Origin of the sequence: Pseudomonas sp. (assembly GCF_035554175.1) — a bacterium.
In the GTDB taxonomy this organism is placed as follows: domain Bacteria; phylum Pseudomonadota; class Gammaproteobacteria; order Pseudomonadales; family Pseudomonadaceae; genus Aquipseudomonas.
Map to the genome: position 1 here is coordinate 1 of NZ_DATMIV010000032.1, position 22053 is coordinate 22053.

Annotated in this window: 21 protein-coding genes and 4 pseudogenes; 16 read left to right on the forward strand and 9 right to left on the reverse strand. The window is 57.1% G+C overall.

Annotation, left to right across the window (positions count from 1 at the left end; translation table 11 throughout):
- A partial coding sequence (locus VNV36_RS15245) for a hypothetical protein (RefSeq protein WP_325718484.1) occupies positions 1-206 on the reverse strand: 206 nt, incomplete at its 3' end.
- Between the two features lie 2051 nt (positions 207-2257).
- On the opposite strand from VNV36_RS15245, the gene VNV36_RS15250 reads away from it, so the two are divergent.
- Positions 2258-2752, forward strand: a complete 495-nt coding sequence (locus tag VNV36_RS15250) for a hypothetical protein (protein ID WP_325718485.1) — start codon at positions 2258-2260, stop codon at positions 2750-2752.
- Positions 2753-2889: 137 nt separating this feature from the next.
- Positions 2890-3432, forward strand: coding sequence for an SOS response-associated peptidase family protein (locus VNV36_RS15255; protein WP_325718486.1), 543 nt, complete (start codon positions 2890-2892; stop codon positions 3430-3432).
- Between the two features lie 210 nt (positions 3433-3642).
- On the opposite strand, the gene VNV36_RS15260 is transcribed toward VNV36_RS15255, so the two are convergent.
- The 6 genes from VNV36_RS15260 to VNV36_RS15280 all read right to left on the reverse strand — a co-directional run bounded on the left by VNV36_RS15260 (position 3643) and on the right by VNV36_RS15280 (position 7806).
- On the reverse strand, positions 3643-4965 hold the full coding sequence (locus VNV36_RS15260) for a type II toxin-antitoxin system HipA family toxin (RefSeq protein WP_414705520.1): 1323 nt from the start codon (positions 4963-4965) through the stop codon (positions 3643-3645).
- Entirely contained in the window at positions 4959-5324 is a 366-nt protein-coding gene (locus VNV36_RS15265; RefSeq protein ID WP_325718487.1) for a helix-turn-helix transcriptional regulator, read from the reverse strand. Before VNV36_RS15265 ends, VNV36_RS15260 begins: the two co-directional genes overlap by 7 nt.
- A 413-nt stretch (positions 5325-5737) precedes the next feature.
- On the reverse strand, positions 5738-5995 hold the full coding sequence (locus VNV36_RS15270) for a PD-(D/E)XK nuclease family protein (RefSeq protein ID WP_325718488.1): 258 nt from the start codon (positions 5993-5995) through the stop codon (positions 5738-5740).
- Positions 5996-6314: 319 nt separating this feature from the next.
- Complete coding sequence (locus VNV36_RS15275; RefSeq protein WP_325718489.1) at positions 6315-6920, reverse strand: DUF6088 family protein; 606 nt, start codon at positions 6918-6920, stop codon at positions 6315-6317.
- A gap of 58 nt (positions 6921-6978) precedes the next feature.
- Positions 6979-7245 carry an antitoxin Xre/MbcA/ParS toxin-binding domain-containing protein gene (locus tag VNV36_RS25825; protein ID WP_414705521.1) on the reverse strand — a complete coding sequence of 89 codons (267 nt, stop codon included), beginning with the start codon at positions 7243-7245 and terminating at the stop codon, positions 6979-6981.
- Positions 7246-7521: 276 nt separating this feature from the next.
- The gene (locus VNV36_RS15280) at positions 7522-7806 is read right to left on the reverse strand and encodes a helix-turn-helix domain-containing protein (protein WP_325718490.1); all 285 of its coding nucleotides are present in this window, start codon (positions 7804-7806) and stop codon (positions 7522-7524) included.
- Positions 7807-7891: 85 nt separating this feature from the next.
- Between VNV36_RS15280 and VNV36_RS15285 the strand changes: the two genes are divergently transcribed.
- From VNV36_RS15285 to VNV36_RS15295, 3 genes and pseudogenes are all read left to right on the forward strand, one after another.
- Positions 7892-8344, forward strand: coding sequence for a hypothetical protein (locus VNV36_RS15285; RefSeq protein WP_325718491.1), 453 nt, complete (start codon positions 7892-7894; stop codon positions 8342-8344).
- Between the two features lie 106 nt (positions 8345-8450).
- Positions 8451-8816, forward strand: a pseudogene (locus tag VNV36_RS15290) (zinc-binding dehydrogenase); the annotation flags it as partial.
- Positions 8817-8969: 153 nt separating this feature from the next.
- Positions 8970-9793: pseudogene (locus VNV36_RS15295) on the forward strand (transposase); the annotation flags it as partial.
- A gap of 1 nt (position 9794) precedes the next feature.
- Here VNV36_RS15295 and VNV36_RS15300 read toward each other — a convergent pair.
- Positions 9795-9956: pseudogene (locus VNV36_RS15300) on the reverse strand (IS66 family transposase); the annotation flags it as partial.
- 345 nt (positions 9957-10301) lie between these two features.
- Between VNV36_RS15300 and VNV36_RS15305 the strand changes: the two are divergent.
- The 3 genes from VNV36_RS15305 (at position 10302) to VNV36_RS15315 (ending at position 11599) form a co-directional block, all read left to right on the forward strand.
- A complete protein-coding gene (locus VNV36_RS15305; RefSeq protein WP_325718492.1) occupies positions 10302-10778 on the forward strand; it encodes a YchJ family protein in 477 nt (158 codons plus the stop codon).
- Positions 10779-10898: 120 nt separating this feature from the next.
- Positions 10899-11384, forward strand: a complete 486-nt coding sequence (locus VNV36_RS15310; protein ID WP_325718493.1) for an LEA/WHy family protein — start codon at positions 10899-10901, stop codon at positions 11382-11384.
- 5 nt (positions 11385-11389) lie between these two features.
- Positions 11390-11599 carry an SEC-C metal-binding domain-containing protein gene (locus VNV36_RS15315; RefSeq protein WP_018607772.1) on the forward strand — a complete coding sequence of 70 codons (210 nt, stop codon included), beginning with the start codon at positions 11390-11392 and terminating at the stop codon, positions 11597-11599.
- Positions 11600-11732: 133 nt separating this feature from the next.
- On the opposite strand, the pseudogene VNV36_RS15320 reads toward VNV36_RS15315, so the two are convergent.
- Positions 11733-11819: pseudogene (locus tag VNV36_RS15320) on the reverse strand (cysteine hydrolase); the annotation flags it as partial.
- Positions 11820-12097: 278 nt separating this feature from the next.
- Here VNV36_RS15320 and VNV36_RS15325 point away from each other — a divergent pair.
- The 8 genes from VNV36_RS15325 to VNV36_RS15360 all read left to right on the forward strand — a co-directional run bounded on the left by VNV36_RS15325 (position 12098) and on the right by VNV36_RS15360 (position 21984).
- On the forward strand, positions 12098-14548 hold the full coding sequence (locus tag VNV36_RS15325) for a penicillin acylase family protein (protein ID WP_325718494.1): 2451 nt from the start codon (positions 12098-12100) through the stop codon (positions 14546-14548).
- A 190-nt stretch (positions 14549-14738) separates the two neighbouring features.
- Positions 14739-15773 (forward strand): ligase-associated DNA damage response exonuclease, encoded by a 1035-nt coding sequence (locus VNV36_RS15330; protein WP_325718495.1) that lies wholly within the window; start codon positions 14739-14741, stop codon positions 15771-15773.
- Positions 15770-17458, forward strand: coding sequence for an ATP-dependent DNA ligase (locus tag VNV36_RS15335; protein WP_325718496.1), 1689 nt, complete (start codon positions 15770-15772; stop codon positions 17456-17458). Before VNV36_RS15330 ends, VNV36_RS15335 begins: the two co-directional genes overlap by 4 nt.
- Before the next feature lie 342 nt (positions 17459-17800).
- A complete protein-coding gene (locus tag VNV36_RS15340) occupies positions 17801-18583 on the forward strand; it encodes a transporter substrate-binding domain-containing protein (protein WP_325718497.1) in 783 nt (260 codons plus the stop codon).
- A gap of 56 nt (positions 18584-18639) precedes the next feature.
- Positions 18640-19368 (forward strand): ABC transporter permease, encoded by a 729-nt coding sequence (locus VNV36_RS15345; RefSeq protein WP_325718498.1) that lies wholly within the window; start codon positions 18640-18642, stop codon positions 19366-19368.
- On the forward strand, positions 19365-20075 hold the full coding sequence (locus VNV36_RS15350; RefSeq protein WP_325718499.1) for an ABC transporter permease: 711 nt from the start codon (positions 19365-19367) through the stop codon (positions 20073-20075). Before VNV36_RS15345 ends, VNV36_RS15350 begins: the two co-directional genes overlap by 4 nt.
- Before the next feature lie 12 nt (positions 20076-20087).
- Positions 20088-21206 carry a succinylglutamate desuccinylase/aspartoacylase family protein gene (locus VNV36_RS15355; protein WP_325718500.1) on the forward strand — a complete coding sequence of 373 codons (1119 nt, stop codon included), beginning with the start codon at positions 20088-20090 and terminating at the stop codon, positions 21204-21206.
- A 13-nt stretch (positions 21207-21219) separates the two neighbouring features.
- Entirely contained in the window at positions 21220-21984 is a 765-nt protein-coding gene (locus VNV36_RS15360) for an ABC transporter ATP-binding protein (protein WP_325718501.1), read from the forward strand.
- Positions 21985-22053 lie beyond the last annotated feature (69 nt).

Consider the following 22053-nt stretch of genomic DNA (forward strand, 5'->3'; position numbering starts at 1 on the left):
GCGGCGAACAGCCGCGGATCAAGCTGGCTGTGCAACTGGCCGCTGTCGGTATAACGCTGCTGGGTGATCAGCAACTGCGCCGGAGTGTCGGCCAGGGTGCGGTTGAACTGCAGACTGCGCACGCTCAGGCCGCGGTTGTCCCGCACCGAGACCGTAGGGGTCGCGGCACACAGCGTGGGGATTGTCGTCTGAGCGGTGGTAGTCATCGTCAGCCCCAGGGTAATGCGAGATATAAGTCGCCCTTAAAAGCACAGAGGGCTCGAAAAATTATCCTACTCGGATGGGCCAATGGCTTGAAAGGTACCGCCGCAAAAAAACTGAGAAAATTGGCACCGCTTTCACTAACTTCGAGCCCATATTCCCTTTCAAGGTGCATAAAAAAAGCCCCGCGCGCTCCCTGCAGAGAACCTAATCAAACTTTTCCCCTAGGATATGGATGAGCAGCTGCCAATCTGTCCCATTAACCCAAGCCTTCCGTCGATATGATGGTCGGTGCCTATGCCCTGAGAGACAATCGCTCTGTCGCAAAAGTTATTGAGGACGTTACTGCAGAGACCGAGCGACTTGAGGTTGTTTCGAAACTGCGCCAGCGTTATGCAAAATCGAGTAATCAGGGATAGTGGATTTCCACTCGATTTATATCCTAAAACGATCTATATATCGCTTCGCCGGCGCATGAATCGATACAGGGCTAGGTGCTATACGGCGGCTGAAGGGAAATGCCAGGACTTTATGGCCTAACTATTGCACTGTAAATCACTGCGATTAACAAGTAACAAGTAACAAGTGTGTTAGGGAGCAAACGCGCGCATGTTCAAAGAGGCATTCCTGCCCCAACCTGCCTCTACGCGAGATCTGGTCAAGGATACTGGACACAGCTATTGGTTGAGATCAATTCTCATGCCACCAAGGCGTCAATGGCTGCCAGAAATCGGACAAATTCTAGCTGTGCAGCCTGGTCCGATTGTAGCAACGGGGTGAGGTAGCGCAGCACATAGGTACCGCCTAGGTAGGCTTCAGTTTTCAAACCGCAAAGAAACGCACCATCGGATCGTAATACCAGCAGTTTCCTCGTCGATTCCTGCTATGTTTTATGCGCATATCTGCCAGCGTTTCGTGGACATTTTACTGCTGTCGTGACAGACCGGATTCGGATGGAACGTTAAGTTTTAAGGGTGTCCTCGCGGCTCGAAAGCCATCCTCAGTGCTCGACAAGCCAGAGCCCAATGCGGCCAGCGTACATCGCTCTGCGCCCGATGCGTCGGGTCTGCAACTCAAATACCGTAGCCAGATACACCCAAGTAAGTACCAGCCCAGACGTAAGCCACATCGCAATTGGTCGGGGATAATGGCCTTTGATCTCCCGGGCGTTTTACCGTTGCCTTCCAGGCTCCAGTGCTCAACCAGCAGTCCAGAGCTGTGAGGCATAGCTCTCTCATGATCAGCTTGCAGCCCAAGGATCCAATCCTCCTGTCCCCCTCCGGCAGCGAATTGGTTAATCCGACTCCGCTTTCAGGGACCGCACCCTTTTCTCAAGCACGAGCCTAAAAATGAACTCCGCCGCCCAACGATGATCGCCACGCTGTGCGCCGCTCCCAAAGGTCTGGGTGCTGGACAACGCAGCTCGGCTGCTCCAGCACAATGACACCGCCGGTCTGCAGGAGATGGCGGCCTACGCCCTGAACGGCCAGCCGTTACAGACCCGACGGCAAGCCCTGCACGAGACCGGCGGCAACGGGGTGCGCAGCGAGTACAATTACGAGCTGCAGACCCGGCGTTTGAGCTGGTTGCGCAGCAGTATTTGCCAGTCACGGCTGACACAGCCTGATGCAGGAGCTCAGCTACACTTTACTACCCGGGGGCCCTGATCAACCCTCAACTCAGAGCCTGTCGCCGAGCCACCGGCATCTACATAATCAAAAATAATCAATCAATCTTGCGTCAAACGATCTTTTTTTGGCGTTCGCTGTGAATGGCAATGACAATTAACACATCTATCGTCCACATGCTTGCCCACACACTAAGTCACACCGGCGAATATCAGCATCAATATGACTTTTACCCTTCTAATTAACAAATCTAGAGGAGGCGGCGGCGCTCTCCAAGGCCAGGGAGGGGGACTGCTCAGTAGCCTCAAGTAATTTTTCAGCCCGCGCCTTACCCTCAATCAATTTGATGCTTTTTGACTTCCCTCCGGTATCGCTTGCGAGATAAATGCTCACCCAATACGTCAACCTTTTTAAAAAAGAGGAAAAACATGAAACAGCAAATTTCTAATATAGCCATTGCGGCGATGTTTTCCAGCACAGCTCTTTATGGATTCGGGGCATTTGAAAAGCGCCAGCCAAGCTATGCGACTGCTCACTTTGAGGGAGGCTTTAAAGCAATAGGTGAAATCACAGAGCAGCGCATAGTTTCGAATTTTAGAGTATTGATACATGGCAAGGAAATTTATGCTGGCGACATACAAACCGTAGTAACAGAGATCGAGAAATCACTCGATGGGGAAAAAAACCCAGGCGATGTTTCATGGAAACAAGGTGTGAGAGTGCAAGGCGATGCGGGGATGCAGTGGACCGGCAGTGAGGGCAATTTCAAAATCACCACCCATTCCATGGATTTGACCTCCACTGGGAGCGCCCCACTCAAACCATTGGAAATCATCAAAAGACTGGAAGCAATGATCACCGAAATAAAATCCCAACATAACAAATACGTCAGGGAAACGATCGTTTTCAGTGAGCGCCCTTAGACGCAGCTGATGCCTCCATCCAACTAAACATCCTAAATAAATGAGCAACATTAACCGACCAACCAATGGATTTTCTACTTACCGCGTGCTGACCGCATACGCGATCACCAAAACTCAGTTCACCAAAGTCGCCCTTCATGCAAGCCTCAGTCTACTCGGTGACTGTGGTGACCCACGCTCGTCATTGCATCATTCCGGCAGTTGCCATCTACGAGCCAGACCGCAAGAGCAAACCGTTTCCGGCCCGAATCATTCGGGCGGACGGGATACCCATGGGCATCGCCGGTTTGTGGGAGCGCTGGCACAACCCGGCCACCGGCCAGGTCCTGTACAGCTATACGATGCTGACAGTCAACGCCGATGACCACGCCTTTATGCGCAACTACTACAAGCCGGACGATGAAAAACGCATGGCCGTCATTCTGCCTCAAGGCCTCTACAACGACTGCTTGACGCTCCGGCCCGCGATAGCGCGGAGTTTATGCGCCAATATCCGGCTGATCGGCTCGCAGTCGCACAGGAGAATGTCAATGATTGACGAACAATTGGCTATTTTGTTGGCCGACTGGCACGAGCAGTTGAACGACGTTGTGGACGTGAAAGAGATCGACGGCTGGCACGCTGCATTGCGACGAACTATCGATGATCTAAAAGCGAGTGGTTCAATAGATGCGCTGTAGGCCCATGATCTGCGCGAACTTGCCGATGCGACATACAGTCACCGGTCGGAACAAGCATAAACGACAGATAAAAACCGGTGCTTTACGCACCGGTTTGCGACTTACAGCTTTTAAAGCGCCATACACTGTTCAGGCTCCTTTCCCAACCAGGATAACGAGCTCGAGATTTTTCAAAGTGCACGGCTGGTCGATCAATAGGACCGTCTTCGCCTACGAGCTACCAGTGTCTGTCTCGCCGAGGTACAGGCGATGAGATTTCGAGATTTCTGAAATCATCTTGGGATTTACGCCCACTGACTCAGCTATTTCCGGCCAGCGCTTCACAGCCCCGTAAACCTCAGAAATGATCTTCTTCGCGTCAAGACCACGAACCTGATTCGCCACCGCTTCCAAATCCGCAACTTCAAACCTGTCTCTCTTGCCGTTTATCGTCATTTGATGACTATCCACCCAGAAATTGCCTGGAAGATATGACCAAGACACGTCGTAGGCGGGAGACAGATTCCAGGTCCCGTCTCGATCCAAAAGGAAGCTGATGTTCTTCGTATGATCGTCCTGGTTTCGAGCGATGACATTGAAGACCATGCGCCTGTAAAACTGCGTTGCTTCATCGCGCGAAAGGCCTAGCAGACGGAAAACCCCGAAAGCCTCTTCATATGAGTAGCCACCGGGCTGCTTGAAGTCGGCATGCGTCATGGCACACAAGGTAGACATATGTACCTTCTCACCGTCATCGCCTCGGTCGAAGCGCTTCGTAAGAAAATGGGCACGCCTCCCCTCCTCCATCAACCTGCACTCACTCATTTCGATGCCGCATTCTTGCGCCATGAGGTGGTATGCATACTCGATACGCCCATACCCTTGCGAATCAGCTAAAACGTGTGAGTTTTTTGCTACGTCGAACTTCAAAAGCCAGTAGCTGTAACCCTTGGGCGCCTTTACTTGGCCGCTCCTGATCTCGCCTTTATCATTTAATGCGATCAACGCTTTCGCCCGCGCTCCACCAGCGCTGGTCCCCACATGAATCAATCGTTGAAGAGCATCATCTTCAATGCTTGGATCACCCGCTGACAGTCGCTCAGCAAGACTCTCTCGATTGGATAGGACCTCGCTCGCTAATTGCACCAAAGCTTCGATCTGGATGCTTTCTCCACCTGCAGCTTCGCCATCTATAGCAGGTCGATATTCAAGAGCTCCCATCCCTCTCGAACCCTGATAGAGCAAGCGTTCAACAGCAGTGAATGATGCTTTGTCGCGCCCCTCTTTCGCTAACCAGGCGTCAATCAAAGCATTACCGAAATCATCCGGTAGCGAGTCAGCAAGAACTGCGGGGAGGCCTTTGTAAGTATCTCGATTCAGGCTGGGGAATGCGTACGTATGTTCTGCCTGCAGGGGCATTGTGATCGGCGCGATCTCAAGACCGGTTTTCACGAAGTCAGGGTCATATTCGAACAGCCCTAGCTTAGCCTGTTCATCCCAGATCAACGCCCCGACAAAGACCTCCCACAAATAAATTCGAGCAGTAATCACCACGCGGTATCCTTCTTAGCTTTGCCCGGTGCTGAGGTGACTTTTGCACTCGCAATCTTCCCGGTAGATGTTCGTGCGGCGCGAGTACCCGTCGCACGTACACGCTTGTTCCCTGCCAATTTCATGACCTGTAACGGGCTTGGTCGTACGTCCTCAACCAATGAGCTGACTCGCTCCAACTCACTGAGAACGCGTAGCACCGCAATCAGGTTCACTAATGTGCATTTTCCATGCAGGAGATTGAGGAGCGTCTGGCGACTGATACCAGCCTCCTTTGCCACCTCTTCCTGGCTGATATTCTTCTTAAGTCGTAGCGCTTGAATGCGCCCGCCAATTGCAGCTGCCACTGCCTCGTCAGTCATTGCTTGAAGCCGCATAATGTCTACATTCCTTGGCGGAAACCGCCTTAACATGCCTTTTCGTCTAGGATTTTAGGCGTTGTCTTTATACCCAACGGAATCGACAATTTACGCCAGTAGCGCCTACTTTTCTAGACGAAATCCGTTAATATTGAGCTTTGCGCCTACTTTTCTAGACATTATGTGCAAACCTCAATGCGAAATCAAAGGGCGTGACCGCTCGAAACTCATCATAGCGCCTAGATTTCTCTACGCAACGTGACCAAATCGACGCTAGCGAATAGTTTCCTAGGCGTTACTGCTGCGCGAGATGTCATTTTGAGCGGCGGTATTCCCGAGGTGCGATTGGTTTAGAGTCTCTCCCCAACCCTACATGTCTCCGCCGAGCATTTTCTTCTAGTGCTGGAAGCTTGCTGTCACGGTTGTAACGCGTACTCGACCTCGACAGTCGCACTCTCTGAGTCGAAGTTCTCGATGCCTAGTCGCTTCAACAGGAGATTCAGCAGGCCTGTTCCCTGATGGTGGGTAGCTTTGGGATCGAGCAGGAACGCAAGGAAGCGCGAGTGAAGCCGAACCTCGTCACTTGAGCCACGTAATCCGGAGAAGAGATTGAAAGCTGGCGGGCGCTGATATCTCGCGCGCAAGAGCGCCACGGTTTGCAGAAAATCGTCCATGAGAGTAGGACCCTGATTAAGGGGGAGTGACAGCATGCAGTATCAGCAAAATCGCACTCAAAGGTAATGGCGATTTGACGCCACTTAAATCACGCAAGCATAAAGCCCCCTGCTCCAACACCGCCTCCATTCTCCAATCCGCGCCTGCAAACGCTCCCGCTCGACAGAATAAATGGGACAAATCGAGTAAAAGGACGGATTTATTTTCATTTCAGTCCAAAAAGGGAAGGAAAAATAAACTGTCCCCTTTTCACTTATGCTCAGAACTTATTTTCAACGTCCGCTTTGGGTCGAGGGCGCCCATTCACCTGCCTATCCGCTATTTTTTGCGCGCATTTCCAGCACAGTCGACCAGTGCTGAGCGCAGCCACTTAGGCATTTTGCATTCCATGAGCCTGTTGAGCTCTCCATCGCTGAGCGAGTTGGTAATCTTCCTCACGACCTGCTCATTCATCTCGTTTTTCCCGAGATACAGAAAAGCAGTCAAGGCCGTCCCTATTCGCGTTCCAGCTTGTTGGAGTCGTTGCAGTGACGCATGGCGCAGCCGAACAACCGCGTTACCGATTCTGATTTCTCGTGTCGATCCGCTAGTGTAGAAAGTGGGCAAGACCTGCACTTGAACACTTAGACCCAGTCGGCGAACAGCTTCTACACCATGGATCTGGATAGTCTCGCTTCTTGCTCTTGCAACCGCTTCCAACACAGAAATCGGGTTGGCTCGAACCCGTTTACCCGTGTATTGGCTGAACTTGGGACGCATGTAAACGCCGCGGACAACGCGCTCCAAGGTGCCCTTGAGCACCATCCGAGACAGAGCTTTGTTAACAGCGGAGCGGGAGCCCGCTTGCTCAAATACCGTCTGAACAAAGGGTCTTCCCTTGGGCATTCGCTTGATACGTTTCGAGATAGACTCTGTGACAGACACAGCTAATCCTATGACCGACAAGTAGTAGACAGGTCCTATGGCATAGAACCTAACGGCGTTAAACGTAGACACCGTGTTCAATTCGTCCTAGAAGTGTAACCACTTGCTGGTAGCCCGATCGAGTTATCAAGATGTTGCAAGGCACTTGATATCTTAGCCCGATCGCCGGTTTGCATAGCCATTGCCCGGCAAGCGCTCGAGTGCCAAGCACTCGCGTTGCCAGATGCAAGATGTGCTCGCACCGCCCCTCTAAGCATCGGTGGGCGATGCTCCAGCACCCCAGCGGCGAGTTGGGGCAAAGCGCTAGTATCTTTGTGTCGTTCATTTGCACACCTCAAAGGTGAAAGCGTATCTCTCGACCGGCCAGTCGGCCAACGGGCTGTGCTGCTATGTCGAGGAACCTTCCTTGCGCATTTACCAGCCCTCGCAAAAGCTCTCGAGCTTCTTTACATGCCACTTCCTGGTCTTTACCTCCCGCCGGCCCTTCATTGCCTCTTCTTTTCCTCGGAAATAGGGCCGAGGATCAACTCAGCCACGCAGTCTTTGGTTTTATCCGACCGCAGATATCAGCCCGTGTGCGGGGTGCAGGCGTCCATCCGCATCAGTCCAATGGGGTCACGCTGAGTTCCTCGCGAATGCGCTCAATGATCGAGTCCAGCGTGGCATCCTTGTCCATAAAAAGGTAGCACTGGGTCAAGATCGTCAAAGGATGAACATTCATGACTGAGGCGAGCCCATGCACCATTTCGAGGGTAGGGCCCTTTCCACCGGCTTCCAGCTGACTAAGGTAGGTTTGGCTACTTCGGCCGCCGAAATCTTCCTGGCTAAGGCTACGAGATTTTCTCAGCAGCCTCATTGCTTTACCAAATGCCTGTTTCAGCTCCATTTTTTCATTCCTACAAAAGGAATGATGAAGCCGTCTTGAACGTCAGACATCCATTAACTATTGTTAATATTTTGAGGGTTTTTTGATGTTCAAGACCTACAGACATGCCGAACTGAGCCCTGCCGCCATTTTCGGAGAGCCTTACATTCGTCATTGGCAATTTATTGAGCTGGAGCTGCACCACCCATGGTTTTACGTGGAGCTAGTACGCGATCATGGTGATGACATTGTCGGTAGCATGCTGATGATCCCTACGGTACCGATCTTTCAACAAATGCTCTCGGAGCTGGATGACCACTCATGGTTCGCGCAGGCACACCTAATGTCTCCTGGATACATGAGAGGAAGGCGCAATTGGGTGATGGAGCCCCTAATTGAGGTAAGTGTTGCGGAAGGCGGTGCGGGGGCGTTGGAAGCCTACTTGTACAAGGTGGAAGGTGGCGCATGTTACAGCACTCATCACTCGCCTCAGATCGATAGGCTCAAAGTCACAGAAATTATTTTTTCGGCTGAGCGCGATTTGCGCGTGCGAGGGTGAGCTAGTGATGTTAAATCTTTCGCGTTACCTCGCGGCTTCCCTGAAGCTAAATCAACAACTTTGGTGTCACCTTAGCCCATGTCCTCAAGCAATACCTCGTTGAGGCATGTGTGCCTGGATCCGTCACCGTCATAGCCTGGGCGCCGAAGAACTGGAGAAATCCGTGGTTGTACTTAAGCCCGGTGGTCGACTCATCACGCTTTCCGGCCCACCCGACCCGGAGTTCGCCAGAAACGAAGGCATGCCCAAGCTGCTGCAACCGATCGTGGGGCTGCTAAATTGCAAAATCCGCAAGAAGGCTGGGCAACGCCAGGTCGGCTACTCATTCTTGTTCATGCGCGGCAGTGGCGAGCAACTGTCAACGCTAGGTGAACTGATCGATAGCGGCGTCATACGGCCGATCATCGATAAAGTCTTTCCATTCGAGGAAACAGATAGTGCCCTGGCGTATGTCGAAGCAGGACGTGCCAGGGGCAAAGTCGTGTGCAGGTTGTTGCTCCCGACAATCGGGTCTAAAGACGCAAATCACGCATCGAGCGGTAGACGATTTTCTAGGTCGCAGATTTCGGCTGATACGCACGAACCAATGACCAACCGACCATTAGTTCTCATCGCAGGTTCAGCTTCCGGGAACCGACACGGCCGCCTTCGGGGACAGTGATCTGTTTCGCTGGCTGCTCAATGAAGTGCTGCGTCGCTGCATGGAGGCAGTTCTGGTCAAGGGTGAAGGATTTGCCGTAGACGCCAGCATCATCAAAGCTGATGCGAGTCTGCAGCGCGGCGTACCGGGTGATGGACAGGTCAATTGGAGCGATCCGGCCCTGAGCACCCGCGCCGTGCCTGGGTAACTTGAAGCCCTCGATCAAGACGCTGGCCGAAACGCTACCGAAGCGCCTGTCGCTGACTGATCTTCAAGCCCGCTGGACCGCAGCTCCAGGTGGGCCAGCGTTCTTCGCTTACTCCGCGAATTATCTGATCGATACCGAGCACGGCGTTATCATGGATGTGGAACCCACACCGGCTCATCGAACGGCGAAGGTTGAGAGCACCAAAACGATGATCGATCGGGTCGAAGCGCAGTTCGACATCAAGCCGGAGCGCCTCATTGGCGATACCGCTTACGGTACCGCACCGATGCTAGCCTGGATGGTGGAACAAAAAAACATCGTGTCGCATGTGGCAGTGGGACAAAACCGAACGCAAGAACTACAGTTTTTTGAGCAAAGATTTTCACTGAAATGAAGAGGCTGAGGAATACCGCTGCCCTGCTGGCAATGCATTGCGCAACGAATGGCGAGCCTTCAAAAATGAGCGTTCGCACGGCACGAAAGCCAACCCCTCATCTTCCGATCCCGGCAGGCCGACTGCGCGACGTGTCAGATGAAAGCCCAGTGCTGCCCGAACACATCGTTTCGCAAGATTGCTCGCAGCGTTCATGAAGCCGCGCGTGGTGGGGCTCATGCCCATGGATGCGCGCGGACCGGCTTAGGCTCACGATCGCAGCTGCCCGCTTGCCGCTGCGCAGCGACCCGGCAAACAACCAGTTCGACCGCCCAAACGCTCAAGGCCCGATCAAGTTCTCGATCTGGTTGTTGTCGATGGACACAGCACCAACCGATGAATGAGAACGCTCCTGAGTTGAGTGGAAGCGAAAATCAAAAATAGGGATAGTAGTAAGGGCGACCTGTTAGATCCGTCAGCAACCGCTATGGTAAGCGTATAAAGCCAATTAAGTTTGAATGTCATGCCATCGGCGATTCCATATAGCATGACCCTCATCGACTAACCTTCACCTCTGATGAACGCCCGATGAGGCTTGCCGTGAAGCTGCAATGAGGCAGATGGCGATCGCTCATTTGCTACACGCGCTTGAAATAAGTGAAAAAAGTTAATTTAGGTAAGTGACTGATTTATGAGAGATAAAACACATATAACTGTTAGCAAGGCTCCAGAACAAATGAGTACAGCCATTTGCCCCTGCGGCAGCGGCAATCTGCTGGATGCCTGCTGCGGCCCTTATCACCAGGGCCATCCGGCGCCGTGCGCCGAAGCCTTGATGCGCTCGCGCTACAGCGCCTATGTGCTGGGCCTGATCGATTATCTGGTGACGACTACCCTGCCCGCGCAACAAGCGCGCTTGAACCGACAGTCGATCAGCGACTGGAGTGCGCAGAGCACCTGGCTTGGCCTTGAGGTCGAAAGCTCGGAAGTCTTCGGTGGCCAGCCGGAGCACGCCTTCGTCACCTTCACCGCACGCTGGCATGACAGCCAGGGTGAGCACAGCCACCGCGAGCGTTCCTCGTTCGTGCAGAACGCCGGACGCTGGTATTTCATCGACCCCACGGTGCAGACGAAATTGGGGCGCAATGACAATTGCCTTTGCGGCAGCGGGCAGAAGTTCAAGAAGTGTTGTGCGGGTTATTTCGGCGCTTGAGCTGAAGATCAAAAGATCGCAGCCTTCGGCAGCTCCTACGCGGGATTTGCGTTCATTCAGTAGGAGCTGCCGAAGGCTGCGATCTTTAGCGTCTAGACTGGCAATAAAGGGAGTACAACCATGCTCGGTCGCCGGCGCACATTACATTTTCTGCTGTTGATGCTGATCGTAAACCTCGGCGGCTGCGCCTCATGGTTCAGCGATGACAGCGTCGAGCCGGCCGTGCACTTGGTGAAAGTCGAAGTGGTGCGGGCCAAGCTGCTTGAACAGAAATTCATCCTGCATTTTCGCGTCGACAATCCCAACGACAGCGACCTGACCGTGCGCGGTCTCGAATATCGCATTCATCTGGCCGACATGCTGCTGACCGAGGGCGAGCATGAACACTGGTTCACCGTCGGGCCGAACCGCAGCGCCTACTTCAAGGTGCCGATCCGCACCAACCTGTGGCCGAAGGTCAAACAGGTGGTGAAACTGCTGAAAAATCCTAACCAGCAGATTCCCTATCGATTGCAGGGGGAAATGGAAACCGGTTTATTCATCGCCCACTACGTGCACCTTGAGCGCAATGGCGTGATAATCCCCGCCGATCTAACTCCGGAGTGACCTCGATGACCCAGCAACCCCATGTCCATGGCCCAGACTGCAACCACGATCATGACCACCATCACGATCACGATCACGACCATGGCCATGTCCACGGCCCGAACTGCGGCCATGCCCACCAGGAACCGGTGCGCAACGCCCTGAAAGACGTCGGCCGCAACGACCCTTGCCCGTGCGGCAACGGCAAGAAATTCAAGAAGTGCCACGGCGCTTGATGCTCTCGGCGGAGATCATTTTCGCCTGAAACACCGTCTTCGCGAGCAGGCTCGCTCCCACATTCGACCGCGTTCCGATCCCCTGTGGGAGCGAGCCTGCTCGCGAAAGCGGTGGCAGACTCACCAGAAAACTTCAGCCCGCCGCCAAAACCTGCGCAACACTGACAACCCTCGCATACTCCCCATCCAGATTCCCCAGCGACATCCCGTGCACCTCTTCAAAATTAATGCTCCGGACCTGAAGCAGCGCTTTTGTGGCGAGGGAGCTTGCTCCCGCTGGAGTGCGCAGCACTCCCATCCCGAACACCGCGATTTATCAGACGAAATGCGCTGTCTGGATGACGACTGCCGCGCAGCCGGGCGGGAGCAAGCTCCCTCGCCACAGGTTGCGGATTAATACAGAAATAACTGTGTCGCCCGCTTGCGCGGCATCCTCCTGCTCACTAACGTAGCGGCTTTATTGCGCCCCCCAGCCTTATCCCCCGCAGGAGCTTCGCCATGGCCTCGCCAGCCCTTACACACTTTCTTCCCCGGTTCGGCGTTGCCGCAGCAGTGGCCGCTGTCCTCGGCCTGTCCGGGTGCCAGACCTGGAACGCCCAGGACAGCCTGCCGCCGACCTCCGGCGTGCAACCGCTCAAGGGGCTGGCGCAGAACGTGTCGGTGCGGCGCAATGGGATGGGCATGCCGTTGATCGAAAGCAACAGTTTCCATGACGCGCTGTTCAGCCTCGGCTATGTTCACGCCAGCGACCGCGTCAATCAGATGGTCACCCTGCGCCTGTTGGCCCAGGGCCGGCTGGCGGAAATGTCCGGCGCGTCGATGCTCGATGCCGACCGCTACATGCGTGCGGTCAATCTGAAAAAGAGCGCCGGCGAGCTGTACAAGGCCTCGTCGCCACGGCTCAAACGCTTCTTCGAAGTCTACGCACGGGGCGTCAACGCCTACCTGTTTCGCTATGCCGACAAATTGCCGGGCGACCTCGCCGCCAGCGGTTACAGGCCGGAATACTGGAAACCGGAAGATTCGGCATTGATCTTCGCACTGTTGAATTTCAGCCAGTCGGCCAACCTGCCCGAGGAGATTGCCTCGCTGGTGCTGGCGCAAACCGTAACCACTGACAAACTCGCCTGGCTGAGCCCGTCGGCCCCTGATGAGAATCTGCCCGTGGCCGAAGCCGACAAGCTGCAAGGCCTCAAGCTCAACGGCCAGATTCCGGGGCTGACGGAACTGAGCAACGCCAGCCAGCAACTGTCGGCGCTGAACCTGCTCGGCACGCCGACTTCGAACAACTGGGCGATCGCCCCGCAACGCAGCCGCAGCGGCAAAAGCCTGCTGGCCAGCGACGCGCACGGGCCGCTGGGGGCGCCGTCGTTGTGGAGCTTCGTGCAGATCCGCGCGCCGAAATACCAGGCCGCCGGTGTCACCGTCGCCGGTCTGCCAATGATCCTCGGTGGTTTCAACGGCAAAGTGGCGTGGAGCATGACCAGCGTGCTCGGCGATAACCAGGATCTGTTCCTGGAAAAAATCCGCCGCCAGGGCAGCAGCCTGACCTATGAGGTCAATGGCAAATGGCAGCCGCTGGGCGTGCGCAACGAAACCTACTTCGTCAAAGGCCAGCGGCCGATTCGCGAAGTCGTTTACGAAACCCGTCATGGCGCGCTGCTCAACAGTGCCCAGACAGCGGCGCAAGGCAGTGGTTTCGGCCTGGCTCTGCAGACGCCGAGCTTCACCGACGACAAAACCCTGGATGCGTTCTTCGATCTGACCCGCGCCCAGAACGTTGAGCGCGCTTCGGACGCCAGTCGCGAAATCCGCGCCATCACCCTGAATCTGGTATTCGCCGACGCGAGCAATATCGGCTGGCAAGTCACCGGGCGTTTCCCCAACCGTCGCGAAGGCGAAGGCCTGCTGCCCTCGCCGGGCTGGGACGGGCGCTACGACTGGGACGGTTACGCCGACCCGATGCTGCACCCCTACGATCAAGACCCGACCCAAGGCTGGCTCGGCACCGCCAACCAGCGCGTCATCCCGGATGGTTACGGCATGCAGTTGTCGAAATCCTGGGCGGCACCGGAGCGCGGCGAACGCCTGGCCGAACTGGCCGGCAGCGGCAAGCACGACAGTCGCAGCGTGATCGCCATGCAGTACGACCAGACCACCACCTTCGCCGCCAAGCTGAAAAAAGTTTTCGAAGCGCCGGGCATGAAGCAACCGCTGAAACAGGCGATCGACACCTTGCCGGAAGCCGAGCGCAGCAAGGCTCGCGAAGCCTTCACGCGTTTGATGGCGTTCGACGGCAAGCTCAGCCCTACCTCGGCGGACGCGGCGATTTACCAACTGTTTCTGCAGGAAAGCATGAAGCAGATCTTCCTCGACGAACTCGGCCCCGAGTCCAGCCCGGCGTGGAAAGCCCTTGTGGCCGATGGCGATCTGTCCTACGCGGCGCAAGCCGATCATCTGCTCGGCCGTGAGGACAGTCCTTTCTGGGATGACCTGCGCACGCCGCAGAAGGAAGACAAAGCCGTGATTCTCGCCCGTAGCCTCGCGGCGGCAATCACTGCAGGTGACAGTCAACTGAGCGGCGACCACCGTGCCTGGCAGTGGGGCAAATTGCACAGTTATCAGTGGAAGAACGCAGCAGGCCAGAGCATCCGCGGGCCACTGGCAGCGGGTGGTGATCACACCACGCTCAATACCTCGGCGTTTGCCTGGGGTCAGGACTTCGCCACAACGCGCGCGCCGTCGATGCGTTTTATCGTCGACTTCGGCCAGAGCGAGCCGCTGATGGCGCAGAACGGCACCGGGCAGTCGGGCAATCCGTTGAGTCCGAATTACCTCAACGGGATCGATGCGTGGCTCAAGGGGCAGTACATCGGCTTGCCGATGCAGCCGCAGAACTTTGATCGGGTGTATGGCAAGGCCCGGTTGACCCTCACCCCTGGCAAGTAAACGCAGTTTTTCCCTGTGGGAGCGAGCCTGCTCGCGAAGACGGAGGCACAGTCAGAATTGATGTGTCAGGTAAACCGCTTTCGCGAGCAGGCTCGCTCCCACATTGGCTTTGCATCCCCCTTAAAAGTCGATAGAACTTCCAGCTTCACGCCCGCCTCATAGTTAACAAGCCCCCCATTGCGGTCATGACATGGATCTTGTTATCGCCCGACCTGAAGGTCTCTACTGCCCCGCCGGGGATTTCTATATCGATCCGTGGCGCCCGGTCGAGCGTTCGGTGATTACCCATGCCCATGGCGATCACGCACGCACCGGTAATCAGCATTACCTGTCGAGCAGCGCCAGTGCAGGCATCCTGCGTGCGCGCCTTGGTCAGGACATCCAGTTGCAAACCCTCGATTATGGCCAGCGCCTGACCCATCACGGTGTGACCTTGAGTTTTCACCCGGCCGGCCATGTCCTCGGCTCCGCGCAGGTGCGGCTGGAGTACGGCGGCGAAGTCTGGGTGGCGTCCGGCGATTACAAGGTCGAGCCGGATGGCACCTGTACACCGTTCGAACCGGTGCGCTGCCACACCTTCATCACCGAATCGACCTTCGGCCTGCCGATCTACCGCTGGCAGCCTCAGGCGCAGATCTTTGACGAGATCAATCAATGGTGGGCGGCAAATATCGCCGCCGGCAAGGCCAGCGTGTTGTTCTGCTACTCGTTCGGCAAGGCCCAGCGGATTCTCCACGGCATCGACGAAACCCTGGGGCCGATCCTCAGCCACGGCGCAGTCGAGCCGTTGAACCGCGTGTATCGCGACGCTGGCGTGTACCTGCCGCCGACGATCTACGCCGGTGACGTGAAAAAGAGTGATCCGATCATGCGTCAGGCGCTGGTCATTGCTCCGCCGTCGGCGGGTGGCAGCACATGGATGCGCCGTTTCGGTGACTTCAGCGATGCCTTCGCCAGCGGCTGGATGCGTTTGCGCGGCACTCGGCGTCGGCGTGGTGTGGATCGTGGTTTCGTCCTGTCCGACCACGCCGACTGGCCCGGCCTGCTATGGGCGATCAACCAGACCGGCGCGGAACGGGTGATGGTCACCCACGGATCGATTGGCGTGCTGGTGCGTCATCTGCGCGAACAAGGTCTGGATGCCCAAGGCTTCACCACTGAATACGGCGATGACGAAGAAGACAACATCGCCGCCGAACCCACCGTTGCCGAGACATCAGCATGAAAGCCTTCGCCGAGTTATATGCCGAACTCGACGCCACCACATCGAGCAACGCCAAACTGGCGGCGATGCAGGCCTACTTCGCTCAAGCGGCGCCGGAAGATGCCGCGTGGGCGGTGTACTTTCTCTCCGGCGGCCGGCCCCGGCAATTGGTGCCGGTGCGCATCCTCCGTGAGCTGGCGGTAGAAGTCTCGGGACTGGAGCCGTGGTTGTTCGAGGAAAGTTATCAAGCCGTCGGCGATCTCGCCGAGACCATTTCCCTCGTACTTCCAGAAAACGCCCACAGCTCCGAGGCCGGTCTGGCTGAATGGATCGAGGACAAACTGCTGTCACTGCGCGGCGAAACCCCGGAATTCCTCGGACGGCAACTGCCGATGTTGTGGGCGCAACTGGATCGACCGAGCCTGATGCTGTGTATCAAGTTGATCACCGGCAGTTTCCGCGTCGGCGTATCGAAATTACTGGTGACCCGCGCACTGGCCTCGATGGCCGGCCTGGACAGCAAACGCGTAGCGCAGCGTCTGGTCGGTTACACCGATCTGTCGAACCGGCCGAATGCTGCCAGTTACCTGAAACTGATCGCCGCCGAATCGGCCGACGAACATGCCCAGCGTGGCGGCCAGCCTTACCCGTTCTTCCTCGCCCACGCCTTGTCGCAACCGGTCGAGGAGTTCGAGACGTTGCTCGGCCCGGCCAGTGACTGGCAGGTGGAATGGAAGTGGGACGGCATCCGCGCCCAAGTGGTCAAGCGCGACGGTAAAATATGGGTGTGGTCGCGCGGCGAGGAACTGGTGACCGAGCGCTTCCCGGAATTCGATGTGCTGGTGCATGGCTTGCCCGACGGCACGGTCATCGACGGCGAAATCGTCGTATGGAAGAGCACCCATCCGAGCACCGAAGATGCTTTCGATCCGCAGTCCAGCGAGCCACCGGCGGTGCAACCGTTCGCCCTGCTGCAGCAACGCATCGGCCGCAAGACCCTCGACAAGAAAATTCTCGAAGAAGTGCCGGTGGTGGTGCTCGCCTATGACTTGCTGGAATGGCAGGGCGAGGACTGGCGCAACCAGCCCCAGGTCAAACGGCGTGCGCAACTCGAGGAGGTGATCGCCCGCTGCAACAGCCCGGTGCTGCTGCCCTCGCCCGTGCTGACCGGTGAAGACTGGCTCGACCTCGGCCGCCAGCGCGAAGCCTCACGCAAACTCGGCGTCGAAGGGATGATGCTCAAGGCGCGCGATTCGCTGTATGGCGTCGGCCGGACCAAGGACATGGGCGTGTGGTGGAAATGGAAGGTCGATCCGTTCAGCGTCGATGCCGTGCTGATTTATGCCCAGCGCGGGCACGGCCGCCGCGCCAGTCTGTACAGCGATTACACCTTCGCGGTGTGGGACGGCCCGCCGGAATCCAGCCAGCGCTCGCTGGTGCCGTTCGCCAAAGCCTATTCGGGGCTGACCGATGAGGAAATGCGCCAGGTCGACAGCATCGTGCGCAAGACCACGGTGGAAAAATTCGGCCCGGTGAGCAGCGTGAAGCCCAGCCTGGTCTTTGAATTGGGCTTCGAAGGCATCGCCCTGTCGCGCCGGCACAAGAGCGGCATCGCCGTGCGCTTCCCGCGGATGCTGCGCTGGCGCAAGGATAAAACCGTCGAAGAAGCCGACAGCCTCGCTACCCTGCAGGACCTGCTGGCCTGAGCGAAACCCTTTGGCGAGGAAGCTTGCTCCCGCTCGGCTGCCCAGCAGTCGCACCCCAGGTTTTTCGGGAAAATACCGGGAGGGCTTCGCCCTCCAGCGGGAGCAAGCTCCCTCGCCACAGGTAAGTGCTGCCGTCAACTCAGCGGGCGTTCCGAAACGGTGCGACAAAAACGCAACGCCCGATTCCGGGCATTCAACCAGTCTTGCCCCTCCCCGCTCAACCTTTTAAAACACCTGTTCGGGACTCTGGTTCGGAAATTGCTACTTTCTATAGGTCGTAAGCGTTGCAGTAACAATAATTCTGCGCCACAAGCGCTCATATTGGTTCTTAGGGATTGAATAATGAAAAAAGCATTGCTGACCCTTTCTGCACTGGCGTTGTGCATGGCCGCCGGCTCCGCGCTGGCCAAGGAATACAAAGAGCTGCGCTTTGGCGTTGACCCTTCGTACGCACCGTTCGAGTCGAAAGCGGCCGACGGCAGCCTGGTCGGGTTCGATATCGACCTGGGCAACGCGATCTGCGCCGAACTGAAGGTCAAGTGCAAATGGGTCGAGAGCGACTTCGACGGCATGATCCCGGGCCTCAAGGCCAACAAGTTCGACGGCGTGATTTCGTCGATGACCGTGACCCCGGCCCGCGAGAAGGTCATCGACTTCTCCAGCGAACTGTTTTCCGGGCCTACCGCTTACGTGTTCAAGAAGGGTTCCGGCCTGAGCGAAGACGTTGCCTCGCTCAAGGGTAAAACCGTGGGCTATGAGCAAGGCACCATTCAGGAAGCCTACGCCAAAGCCGTACTGGACAAGGCTGGCGTGAAAACCCAGGCCTACCAGAACCAGGATCAGGTGTATTCCGACCTGACGTCCGGGCGTCTCGACGCTGCGATTCAGGACATGCTGCAAGCCGAGCTGGGCTTTCTCAAGTCGCCAAAAGGCGAAGGCTACGAAATCAGCAAGCCGGTCGACAGCGAATTGCTGCCCGCCAAAACCGCCATCGGTATCAAGAAAGGTAACACTGAGCTGAAAGCACTTTTGGATAAAGGTATCAAAGCGTTACACGACGACGGCAAATACGCCGAGATTCAAAAGAAACACTTTGGCGACCTGAATCTGTACAGCGGCAAATAATGCCCCGGCGCCCATCCTCGATGGGCGCCTTTTCCATCCGCTCAGGTTGCTGATTTATGTTTGAAACCCTCCTGCAAAATCTGGGACTGGCCTCGTTCAGTCTGCACGGCTTCGGCCCGTTGCTGCTGCAAGGCACCTGGATGACCATCAAATTATCGGCGATGTCGCTGCTGGTGGCCGTGTTGCTCGGCCTGCTCGGCGCCAGTGCCAAACTGTCGAAAGTCAAACTGCTGCGCCTGCCCGCGCAGCTCTACACCACGCTGATTCGCGGCGTGCCGGATCTGGTACTGATGCTGCTGATCTTCTACAGCCTGCAAACCTGGCTGACGACCCTGACCGACTACATGGAATGGGAGTACATCGAGATCGACCCGTTCAGCGCCGGCGTCCTGACGCTGGGCTTCATTTATGGCGCATATTTCACCGAGACCTTCCGGGGTGCGATCCTCGCGGTGCCGCGGGGTCAGGTCGAAGCCGCCACCGCTTACGGCCTCAAACGCGGCCAGCGGTTTCGCTTCGTGGTGTTCCCGCAGATGATGCGCTTCGCCCTGCCGGGCATCGGCAACAACTGGATGGTTATGCTCAAGGCCACCGCACTGGTGTCGATCATCGGCCTCGCCGATCTGGTCAAGGCTGCCCAGGACGCCGGTAAAAGCACCTATCAACTGTTCTACTTCCTGGTTCTCGCCGCCTTGATCTATCTGCTGATCACCAGTGCTTCGAACTTCATCCTGCGCTGGCTCGAACGCCGCTACGCCGCCGGTGCCCGGGAGGCCGTACGATGATCGAACTCCTGCAGGAATACTGGAAAGCCTTCCTTTATACCGACGGCCAGAACATCACCGGGCTGGCGATGACGATGTGGCTGCTGACTGCCTCAATCTGCATCGGCTTCATTGTCTCGATTCCGCTGTCGATCGCCCGGGTTTCGCCGCACTTCTATATTCGCTGGCCAGTGCAGTTCTACACCTACCTGTTCCGTGGCACGCCGCTGTATATCCAGTTGCTGATCTGCTACACCGGCATCTACAGCCTCGCCGCCGTGCGCGAGCAACCGCTGCTCGACAGCTTCTTTCGCGATGCGATGAACTGCACGATCCTTGCCTTCGCCCTCAACACTTGCGCCTACACCACGGAGATCTTCGCCGGGGCGATTCGCAGCATGAACCACGGCGAAGTGGAAGCGGCCAAGGCGTACGGGCTAACCGGCTGGAAGTTGTATGCGTACGTGATCATGCCGTCGGCGCTGCGCCGTTCGTTGCCCTACTACAGCAACGAAGTGATCCTGATGCTGCACTCGACCACAGTGGCATTCACCGCGACCATTCCCGACATCCTCAAAGTCGCACGGGACGCCAACTCGGCGACCTTCCTGACTTTTCAGTCGTTCGGCATCGCCGCGCTGATCTACCTGACCATCACCTTTGCGCTGGTCGGCCTGTTCCGCCTCGCCGAACGCCGCTGGCTGGCCTTCCTCGGGCCGACTCACTAGGACCCTTTTGAAATGCGTCATCAGATACACGATTTGCTGGCCCCGCTGCCGGGGACCGCACGGCAGATTCACAGCTTCCACTTCGGCCCGCAGCAGGCCCAGGGCAAGGTTTACATTCAGGCTTCACTGCATGCCGACGAACTGCCCGGCATGCTCGTCGCCTGGCACCTCAAGCAACGTCTGGCCGAGCTGGAAGCCGCCGGCCGCCTGCGCAGCGAGATCGTGCTGGTGCCGGTGGCCAACCCGGTCGGCCTCGAACAAGTGTTGATGGACGTCCCGCTGGGCCGTTACGAGCTCGAAAGCGGACAGAACTTCAACCGCTGGTTCGTCGACCTCAGCGAAGAAATCGGCAACGCCATCGAAGGCCAGCTCAACGACGATGCGCAGCACAACCTCAAGCTGATCCGCAGCAGTCTGCGCAACGCCCTCGCCCGCCAGACGCCAACGACACAACTGCAATCCCAGCGCCTGACCCTGCAACGCCTTGCCTGCGATGCCGACATGGTGCTCGACTTGCACTGCGACTTTGAGTCGGTGGTGCACCTGTACACCACGCCCGAAGCCTGGCCGCAGGTCGAACCGCTGGCGCGCTATATCGAAGCCCAGGCCTGCCTGCTGGCCACCGACTCCGGCGGGCAGTCGTTCGACGAATGTTTCACCCTGCTCTGGTGGCAATTGCGCGAGCGCTTCGGCGAGCATTTCGAGATTCCGCTTGGCAGTTTCTCGGTAACCGTCGAGTTGCGCGGCCAAGGCGACGTCAATCACCCGCTGGCCAGTCGCGATTGTCAGGCGCTGATCGATTATCTGGTGCAGTTCGACGCCATCGTCGGCGAGACCAGGCAGCAACCGCCGCTGCCATACCCGGCCACACCGTTGGCCGGTGTCGAGCCGGTGACCACGCCGGTCGGCGGCCTGTTGGTGTACTGCGCCACGCCCGGTCAGTATCTGGAAGCCGGCCAGCAGATCGCGGAAATCATCGACCCGATCCACGACCGGGTCACCCCCATTCATTGCACCGCCGCCGGCCTGCTGTACGCGCGCTCGCTGCGACGCATGGCCACTGCCGGCATGGTCATCGCCCACGTCGCGGGCGCCGAAGCCTATCGCAGCGGCTACCTACTTTCGCCTTGAAGGATGCTCGTCCATGTACAAACTGACCGTTGAAGGCCTGCATAAAAGCTATGGCGATCATCAGGTGCTCAAAGGCGTTTCGCTCAAGGCCAAAACCGGCGACGTGATCAGTCTGATCGGCGCCAGCGGCTCGGGCAAAAGCACGTTTTTGCGCTGCATCAACTTTCTCGAACAACCCAACGACGGCGCCATGAGCCTCGATGGCCAGGCTATCCGTATGGTTACCGACCGTCACGGCATGCACGTTGCCGACGCCGATGAACTGCAGCGCCTGCGCACGCGGCTGGCGATGGTGTTCCAGCATTTCAACCTGTGGAGCCACATGACCGTGCTGGAAAACATCACCATGGCCCCGCGCCGGGTGCTCGGTTGCAGCAAACAGGAAGCCGACGATCGCGCGCGGCGCTATCTGGACAAGGTCGGTTTGCCGGCGCGGGTCGCCGATCAGTACCCGGCGTTTCTCTCGGGCGGTCAGCAGCAACGCGTGGCGATCGCCCGGGCGCTGGCGATGGAACCGGAGGTAATGCTGTTCGATGAGCCGACCTCGGCGCTCGATCCGGAACTGGTCGGCGAAGTGTTGAAAGTGATTCAGGGACTGGCCGAGGAAGGCCGGACGATGATCATGGTCACCCACGAAATGAGCTTTGCGCGCAAGGTGTCGAATCAGGTGCTGTTTCTCCATCAGGGCTTGGTGGAAGAAGAAGGCGCGCCCGAAGAGGTGCTGGGCAACCCGAAGAGCGAACGGCTGAAACAGTTTCTCAGCGGCAACCTGAAATAACACCGTACACACTCCCCTGTAGGAGCTGACGAGTGAAACGAGGCTGCGATCTTTTGATCTTTCAAGCAG